We start from the raw sequence: 7,319 nt of genomic DNA on the forward strand, positions 1-7,319 counted from the left end.
CGTCGAAGTCCGGCGGGCGCTACGCGCTGGCGCCTTCCATCTTCTGCTTGAAGGTCAGCTCGATGAACTCCGCGGGGCGGATCATCTGCAGGGTGACCTGGACGACCATGTAGCCCTCCAACACGTCCTGGGCCGTCATGGTGCTGCCGAGGCCGCACTCCACGCTGAACGCATCCGACGCGGTGGCGCCCAACAGGCCTCCCTGGGACCACAGCCCCTGGAGGAAGCTGGACACCATGGACGTGACGGAGGCCCAGGTGTTGCCGTCGTTGGCGGCGAAGACGAAGCGGTCCAACGCGGCCTTGATGGACTGCTCGGCGTACGTGAGGGTGCGGCGCACCTGGATGTAGCGCCAGTCATTGCTGTTGCCGTCCAGCGTGCGCGCGCCCCAGACGACGGAGCCCCGGCCCACGAACTCGCGCACGGCGTTGACGGCCTTGCCATCCACCGGGACGTTGAGGTCCGCCTGCTGCTCGTTGTTGAGCTTGAACGTGGTGCTGGTGACACCGGTGAGGCTGACGTTGGCCGGCGCGTTCCACACGCCCCGGTTGGCGTCGTTCCAGGTGTAGATGCCCGCCATGGCGCCGCTGGACGGAAGCACGTCGTCCTTGCGGGAGATGATGCGCAGCATGTCCGTCAGGAGCGGCAGCGCGGCGGTGAGGTTCTGGTTCAGGACCTGGATGTCCTCGGGCGCCGTCACCGTGCCAATCTTGGCGATGTCCGCGTCCACCGCCGTCTTGCGCGAGGGCGCGTTGGTGTAGAGGTTGGCGCTCTCCGCCAGCAGGATGGTCTTGAGCGTCGCGTCCGTCTGGATGTTGGTGTAGTCGAAGTCGCTCAGCTCCTGCACCGTGGTGTGCAGGAAGGGGAAGTACGTCATCCCGTAGTTGAGGAACTTGCTGCCCAGCACGCCCCGGTAGTCGGAGATGACGGTGGGCAGGGTCGTCTGCGTGACGGTGGCGGAGCCATACACGTCCAGCACGGCCACGCGGTCCTGCAGCGCGCCGCACTGGGCGAGCATGGCGGTGGCCACCGTCCCGTAGTCCGCCAGCGCCGTCAGGTTCACCGCGTCCGGCACCACGAGCATGGTGGGGCCCACCTGCTCGGCGATGATGTCCAGGCCGCCGACGAGCGTGGGCGCATCCAGCGTGCTCGTGTAGTCGCCGACGGAGACGATGTACGCGGTGCCACCGCCGTTGGCGTAGAACAGACGCAGGCTGTTGAAGAGGACGTACTTGGTGCCCGCCTTGGGGACCAGGTCGTAGTACTTCCAGCCAGGCGTGGCGCCGGCGCTGTCATACACCTTGAAGTCGTAGTCACCCGACTTCTGCTTGGTGGTGTCGGTGACCTCGGTGAGGTCGAACGTCGGATCCGGCGCCCCGCCGAAAATCTGCTGGTAGTCGGCCAGCGAGTTGATGAGGACGGGCTTGTTGGGAATGGGCTTGCCGCTGAGCGTCGCCGTCTTGGTGTAGCCGATGAACGCGGGCACCGCCGTCTGGATGCCGACGACGGAGGGCGGGAAGGCGTCCAACTCGGTGACATAGACGCCGGGGGTTTTACGGGCTGTCCTGATGGGCATCGGGTCCTCTCTTCGCTTCGTGGGTGGGGCTTCGGGGTTCAGAGGTTCAGGTAGATGTCCGAGTAATCCCGCCGATCGAGGGGGGAGGGCCGTGGCCCCTGGGGCATGCCGGAAGGTCTGGTGCCGCGCGGGACACCGGGGAGCGGGCCCACCCGGGGCAGCACCAGCGCGGGCGAGGCCACGGGCACGTTGGACATCAGCGTGCTTTCGAAGAGGCCCTGTTCGCGCGTCCCCTGGAGCTCGAAGACGTAGTCGGGGACCTCCTGCAGCGGCAGGTCCTGGTCCGCGATGAAACGGTAGGTCACTCCCGCGCCGGGGACCTGGACGGGCACCGGGCCGGAGAAGGTGACGGGCTGGGGCGAGCCGACGTCGAGCAGTCGCAGCGCGTCGTAGCGGACGCCCTGGGGCGGCACGACGAAGTAGCACCAGCGGGTCCTTCGCCGCTCGAAGCGCAGCTCGGCGCGCAGCGGGACGACGCGGGTCTGCTCCGCGCCCAGGTGCAAATCACACAGGGGATACAGGCCCGTGTCGTCGGGGTTCGGCTTGGCCAGCACCAGGTCGAGGAAGGCCAGCGGCGTCGGGTACGCCTGGGTGTAGAGGACCTTGCTCTCGATGAGTATCCCGCCGTCGAGGTCGAGCTGGCGGACGGTGTAGAGGCCCTCGGGCAGGGCCGCGAGGTCCAGGTAGGCGAAGTCGCCCACGCGCTGCTCGGGAATGCCGGGCCCGCGCGCCACGCGCACCTGCTGACAGGAGATGGCGGAGGGCGCCTGCTTCCCCAGGAGCAGCGTGACCGGGATGCTGCACGGCTTGCAGAGGACCTCCTCCCCCGAGATGTCGAGCAGGACGATTTCGGCGGTCTCCGGGAGCAGCGGCACCTGCATCTGCACCTGGGCCACGCGCTGTCGGCTGGCGGCGGTGACCTGCTCGCCCGGGTTGAGCAGGATGGGCAAGGTCCTGGTGGCCGTGCAGTGGAGTTCCTGGTCCGTGGGCTCCGGCGGCTGTCCGGCGAAGTGGGCCTGGCGGTTGCTGAAGTAGAGGTTGTCCGAGGCGGGCTGGAAGTCGCTGGGCAGGTCGGTGAAGTTGACGAAGAAGGGCGTGTCGGGAATCAGCACGAAGGACAGCCACGTCCACTGGCCCGCCTTCTCGCGTCGCTCCATCGCCTTGAGCAACTGCGCGCGGCGGTTGAAGTCGTAGAGGACGGAGAAGGCCGTGCCCTCGTCGCGGAAGAGCAGGCCCAGGTCCCTGAGCGTCGCCGCCGTCGCCGCCGTGGGCCGGCAGACCAGGGCCGGACAGCGCCCCTCGGAGCGGTTGAAGTAGGTGTGCCGCAGGTCCACCGACAGCAGTCGCTCGAAGGTGTAGCGGCGCGGCGGCACGTCGTAGTCGTCGAGCGACGCGTTCGTGGCCAGGGCCCTGGCGAGGCGGGGCAGGTCGCCCTGCCGCAGCCGCAGGGGGCCATCCAGGGAGCGCTCGTTGGCGCGTCGGAAGCGCCTCATGGCTGCATCCCCTGGGGCCGGCCGGGCGCTTCGACACCCTTGGCCGCGGACACCTGGCCCTGCATGGCCTCGCCCCGGTAGGGAATCATCCGGACCTTGTAGAAGACGGAGGGGAGGTACTTCACACCCGCCAGCCCCATCAGGTGGTTGAGGCCCAGGAGGTCCAGGTCGACGAACTCGAACGTGAGCTTGTCGATGTCCGGGTCCAGCCCCGGCAGGCTCTGCTGGGTGAACCAGGGTGTCTGCTGGAAGAAGCTGATGACGTGGGAGATGGCCTCCAGCCCCACGGGGTACGCTTGGTCCTCGAAGTTGGCGTACAGCAGGACGAAGAGGTCGATGAAGAGCGGTGGCGCGATGAGGCCGTACGCGTCCGGCGACACGGGCACGTTGCGGTTGTAGGTGCTGACGATGGTCTCGTGCCGGATGTTCGCCAGGAACATCACCACCGCGTCTCGCGCGGGCGCCGCAGGACGCCCTTCGCTGTCCGTCAGGTTGGAGAGGACGACCCACGGCTCCTGCCGGGGCGCCGCCTCCGCGTTCCGGATGAACTCATCCAGACGCCTGCGGACCAGCTCCAAGGTGCCTCCCAGCTTGCCCAAGACGAGACTCCTCCAGCACGCGCGCCGGGCGTGTCTGTGATTGTTGAGGGTGGTGAGACCCGGAGGGCCGCCGGGGTTTTCGCGAGCGAAGATCCAACCGCCGACCGTTCGCCACAGCCGCTGAATGGTTCACGCGAAGATTGATTCGCGAGATGGTCAAACAGTAACAGGGAAAGCCAGTGTGTCAATGGGGGTGGGTTTGTCTGACTTGGCGAGGAGGATGTCTATTGAAACCCCGCGCGTCTGTATTTGAGGTCGCGCGAAGGGGCGGATTCCGGCGGTGCGCTTCGCGGGCGTCAGCGCACGTAGGACGTCCTGCCCCCGGGGCGCGTGGGGCGTGGACGTGGAATCAGGGGACTGACCTGGAGGGTTCGCGGGAGGGGCCGTCCCGGACAGCGGGCCTCGGGTGGGGAGGCCGCGCGTCGACGGGAAAGGGGCCCCGGCGCCGCGCGGGCCGGATTTTCGGCCTCGCGCGCATTTCCGGAGGAGGAGGTCGGGTGGACCCCCGGCGAGCAGGCCAGGGACGTAGGGCCTGGAAACGAATGAGTCCGCCCTTCTTTCGAAAGGCGGACTCGATGTGAGTCAGCGACCCCGTGAGGGCGTCGGTGCGGGTCAGGCGAGGGCGGCGGCGTCCAGGCCCGCGTCGGCCATCAGGAGGGCCAGCTCCGCCTTGAGCTTGTCCTTGGCGCGAATCTCGAGCTGACGGGCGCGCTCGCGGGAGAAGCCGAAGTGCTCGCCCAGCTCGCTGAGCGTCATCTCCGCGTCACCCATCACCCGGTTCTCGATGATGAAGCGCTCGCGCGGGTCCAGGCGGCGCAGGGCGCGCTGCACGAGGTCGCGGGTGAGGCCCGCCTGCTGGCGGTCGGCCACCTCGTCCTCGTGGGACGCGGCGGAGGACTCGACGAAGTCCAGGTGGGTGGCGTCGCCGTCCTCGCCCACGGGCGCGTCGAGCGACAAGTCCCGGCCGCCCATGCGCTGCTCCATCTCGCGCACCTCGGAGGCCTTCACGTTCAGCCTGCGGGCAATCTCCTCCGCGTTGACGACGCTCGCGTCGCCGGCGCCCATGCGCTCCAGCTCGCGGCGGGTGCGCGCCAGGCTGAAGAACAGCCGGCGCTGCGCCTGCGTCGTGCCCAGCTTCACCAGGCTCCAGTTGCGCAGGATGCAGTTCTGGATGTACGCGCGAATCCACCACACCGCGTAGGAGATGAGGCGGATGCCCTTGTCCGGGTCGAACTTCTGCACGGCCTTCATCAGGCCGATGTTCGCCTCCTGGATGAGGTCCGACATCTTCAGGCCGTAGGAGCGGTACTCGTAGGCCACCTTCACCACGAAGCGCAGGTTGGCCGTGACGAGCTGGTGGCCGGCCATCAGGTCTCCCCCGCGAAACCGGCGCGACAGCTCCTGCTCCTTCGGCTGCGTCAGAAGCGGGTACTGGTTGATCTCCGAGAGGTACGTGGAGAGGGAATCCGGGGAGGAGAAGTGGGAGGTTTCCTGCATGGCGTCTCTCGGGGAAGGGGGCCGGTGGGAGCCGCGCGTCGGCGGCACGGGACGGGTCCTTCGCAATGCATGTGCCACGGCCCTTCCCAAGCGTTCCCAAGTGAATGCGCGGGTTTGCATCAAGGGGGGAGGGTGCTTAAGGGCGGCACCCTTTCGTTTTTACAGGGGGGTATTTCGAAGTCTCTTCCGACTGTCTTCCGGCCGACAGTGGGAGCGGGTGGGGCACGTGGCGGCAACCAGGCGAGCGAGGTAGCGGTTGTGCGACGTGCGTCCCTGTCCCGCCTCGTCATCGCCACCTTGCGAGGATGGAGAACCTGTTCCAGCTCTTCGCGGTGTCCGCGGTGGTGATGGGGGTGTCGCAGACCATCGCCCGCGAGCGCATCTTCGCGCCGCTGCGCGAGCGGCTGGGCGGCAAGGACACGTGGTGGGGATATCTGGTGTCGTGTCCCTACTGCCTGTCGCACTACGTGGCCTTCGTGCTGGTGCCGCTCACGGGGACGTACGCCATCGACGTGGTGGTGGGCGGCTGGCCTGGGTGGGCGTTGGAGTGGTTGCTGTCCTCGCTGCTCGTCACCGTCATCGCGGCCTTCTTCCGGGTCATCTTCTGGTTCGTGGATGAGAGCCAGGGGCTGGTGCGGCGGCGGCAGCGGACGGAAGAGGAGGAGACCGCGACGAAGCGGCTGGTGAGGAAGCAGGTGGAGCAGCAGGTCTCCGTCGAAGAGGACTCCGAGTCACCGCCAGCGCCACCGCACTGATTCGATGGGGGCGCTCGGTACGGGCTACCCGTCCCCCCGCTCGCCATGCGAAGAACGCTCCCCTCCGAGCCGTGTCTCACGCGGACTTGGAGACCCTGCGAGCGCGTGCCCCTCTCGCCGCGACGCCTCGGAGGAGTCAGGAACGCGATGCCGGACGAATCGAAGCAAGTGGATGACATGCGGACGCGGCGCGCCTGGGGCCTGCCCGCGTTGATGTTGCTGCTGCCGGTGGGGTTCTTCTTCAGGGCGTTCTTCTGGAGCGACGTCTTCATCGCGGGGGACACCCTGCGCGCCTTCTATCCCATGCGGGCCTTCTGGGCCGCGCGGGTGGCCGTGTTCGATTTCCCGGAATGGTTTGCCTTCGATGGGTTCGGGCAGTCCTTCGTGGGCATCTTCGTCTCGGGCGCGTTCCACCCCACGGCGCTGCTGCACCTGCTGCTTCCGCTCGGCGTGGCGGTGAAGGCCACCATCCTGTCCTGCTACCCGCTGGCGCTGTTTGGCACCTGGGCGCTGCTGCGGCGCTACGACGTGCCTCGCGCCGGGGCTCTCTTCGCGGCAGTGGGCTTCACCTTCAGCGGCTACCTCGTCTGCATCACGCACAACCCGACCTAGCTGCTCGCGGCGAGCGCCGTGCCCGTCGCGCTCTGGGCCGCGGTCCGCTTCCTGCGCGCACCCTCGGTGGGCTGGCTGGGCGTGGGAGCGGGGTTGCTGGCGCTGGTCGCGTTCGCGGGGGATGCGCAGGGCTTCGCGATGACGAATGCGCTCGTCGTGCTCGTGGCCGCGGTGGACCCGGAGGTGGGCGGATGGCGACGACGGCTGGGGTTCTGCGCGCTGCTGGTGGTGACAGGGGGCCTGCTGGCCGCGCCGCAGTTGTTTCCGGCGGTGGGGCTGGTGTTCTCCGGCGAGCCTGGGGCCCGCTAGGTCGTCGAGGCGCAGCGCTTCTCGCTCCATCCGCTGCGCCTGTGGGAGTTGCTGGCGGGGCCATATCTCGCGGACAAGGAGGGGCTGCGCGGCATTCCGGATATCGTCGTGCGCCACCTGGTTCCGTCCGGCGGGTTTGGACGTGTCTGGGTGGACTCCATCTACGTCGGGACGCCCGCCTGTGTGCTGGCATTGGGAGGGCTCATCGCTCGCGTGCGGAGTCCTCGTGCGTGGGTGCTGGCGGGGGCATGGTTGTTGGTGCTCGCGCTGAGCCTGGGAGACGCGCTGCCTGTCTATGGATGGGTGTACCAGGTGTTCCCTCCGTGGCGGCCGTTTCGCTATCCGGAGAAGCTGTACCGATGGCCACATTGGGGCTCGCGGTGGCGGCGGGGCTGGGGTGGAAGCACTGTCTGGGCGAAGGTGGCAACCGACGCGCGGTCGTCGGGGCGGGGGTATTCCTGGTGCTGCTGGGGGGGCG

Annotated in this window: 8 protein-coding genes; 4 read left to right on the forward strand and 4 right to left on the reverse strand. The window is 68.2% G+C overall.

Annotation, left to right across the window (positions count from 1 at the left end; genetic code table 11):
• Positions 1 to 19 precede the first annotated feature (19 nt).
• The 4 genes from HUA78_RS33315 to HUA78_RS33330 form a co-directional block, all read right to left on the reverse strand.
• Positions 20 to 1,576 carry a phage tail sheath C-terminal domain-containing protein gene (locus HUA78_RS33315; RefSeq protein WP_174457737.1) on the reverse strand — a complete coding sequence of 519 codons (1,557 nt, stop codon included), beginning with the start codon at positions 1,574 to 1,576 and terminating at the stop codon, positions 20 to 22.
• Between the two features lie 38 nt (positions 1,577 to 1,614).
• Positions 1,615 to 3,069 carry a hypothetical protein gene (locus HUA78_RS33320; protein WP_174457736.1) on the reverse strand — a complete coding sequence of 485 codons (1,455 nt, stop codon included), beginning with the start codon at positions 3,067 to 3,069 and terminating at the stop codon, positions 1,615 to 1,617.
• The gene (locus HUA78_RS33325) at positions 3,066 to 3,668 is read right to left on the reverse strand and encodes a DUF4255 domain-containing protein (protein ID WP_174457735.1); all 603 of its coding nucleotides are present in this window, start codon (positions 3,666 to 3,668) and stop codon (positions 3,066 to 3,068) included. The genes HUA78_RS33320 and HUA78_RS33325 overlap by 4 nt, the downstream gene beginning before the upstream one ends.
• Positions 3,669 to 4,280: 612 nt before the next feature.
• Positions 4,281 to 5,165 (reverse strand): RNA polymerase factor sigma-32, encoded by an 885-nt coding sequence (locus HUA78_RS33330; protein ID WP_141644334.1) that lies wholly within the window; start codon positions 5,163 to 5,165, stop codon positions 4,281 to 4,283.
• Between the two features lie 305 nt (positions 5,166 to 5,470).
• On the opposite strand from HUA78_RS33330, the gene HUA78_RS33335 reads away from it, so the two are divergent.
• The 4 genes from HUA78_RS33335 to HUA78_RS33350 all read left to right on the forward strand — a co-directional run.
• Positions 5,471 to 5,920: a hypothetical protein gene (locus tag HUA78_RS33335; RefSeq protein ID WP_174477982.1), complete on the forward strand. Its 450-nt coding sequence runs from the start codon at positions 5,471 to 5,473 to the stop codon at positions 5,918 to 5,920.
• 147 nt (positions 5,921 to 6,067) lie between these two features.
• Positions 6,068 to 6,532 (forward strand): hypothetical protein, encoded by a 465-nt coding sequence (locus HUA78_RS33340; RefSeq protein ID WP_174477983.1) that lies wholly within the window; start codon positions 6,068 to 6,070, stop codon positions 6,530 to 6,532.
• A gap of 18 nt (positions 6,533 to 6,550) precedes the next feature.
• Entirely contained in the window at positions 6,551 to 6,841 is a 291-nt protein-coding gene (locus HUA78_RS33345) for a hypothetical protein (protein ID WP_174477984.1), read from the forward strand.
• A gap of 48 nt (positions 6,842 to 6,889) precedes the next feature.
• On the forward strand, positions 6,890 to 7,319 hold a 430-nt coding region (locus HUA78_RS33350; protein WP_174477985.1), incomplete at its 3' end, for a hypothetical protein.

The sequence above is a fragment of the Myxococcus sp. CA033 genome, assembly GCF_013336625.1.
Lineage (GTDB): Bacteria > Myxococcota > Myxococcia > Myxococcales > Myxococcaceae > Myxococcus > Myxococcus llanfairpwllgwyngyllgogerychwyrndrobwllllantysiliogogogochensis.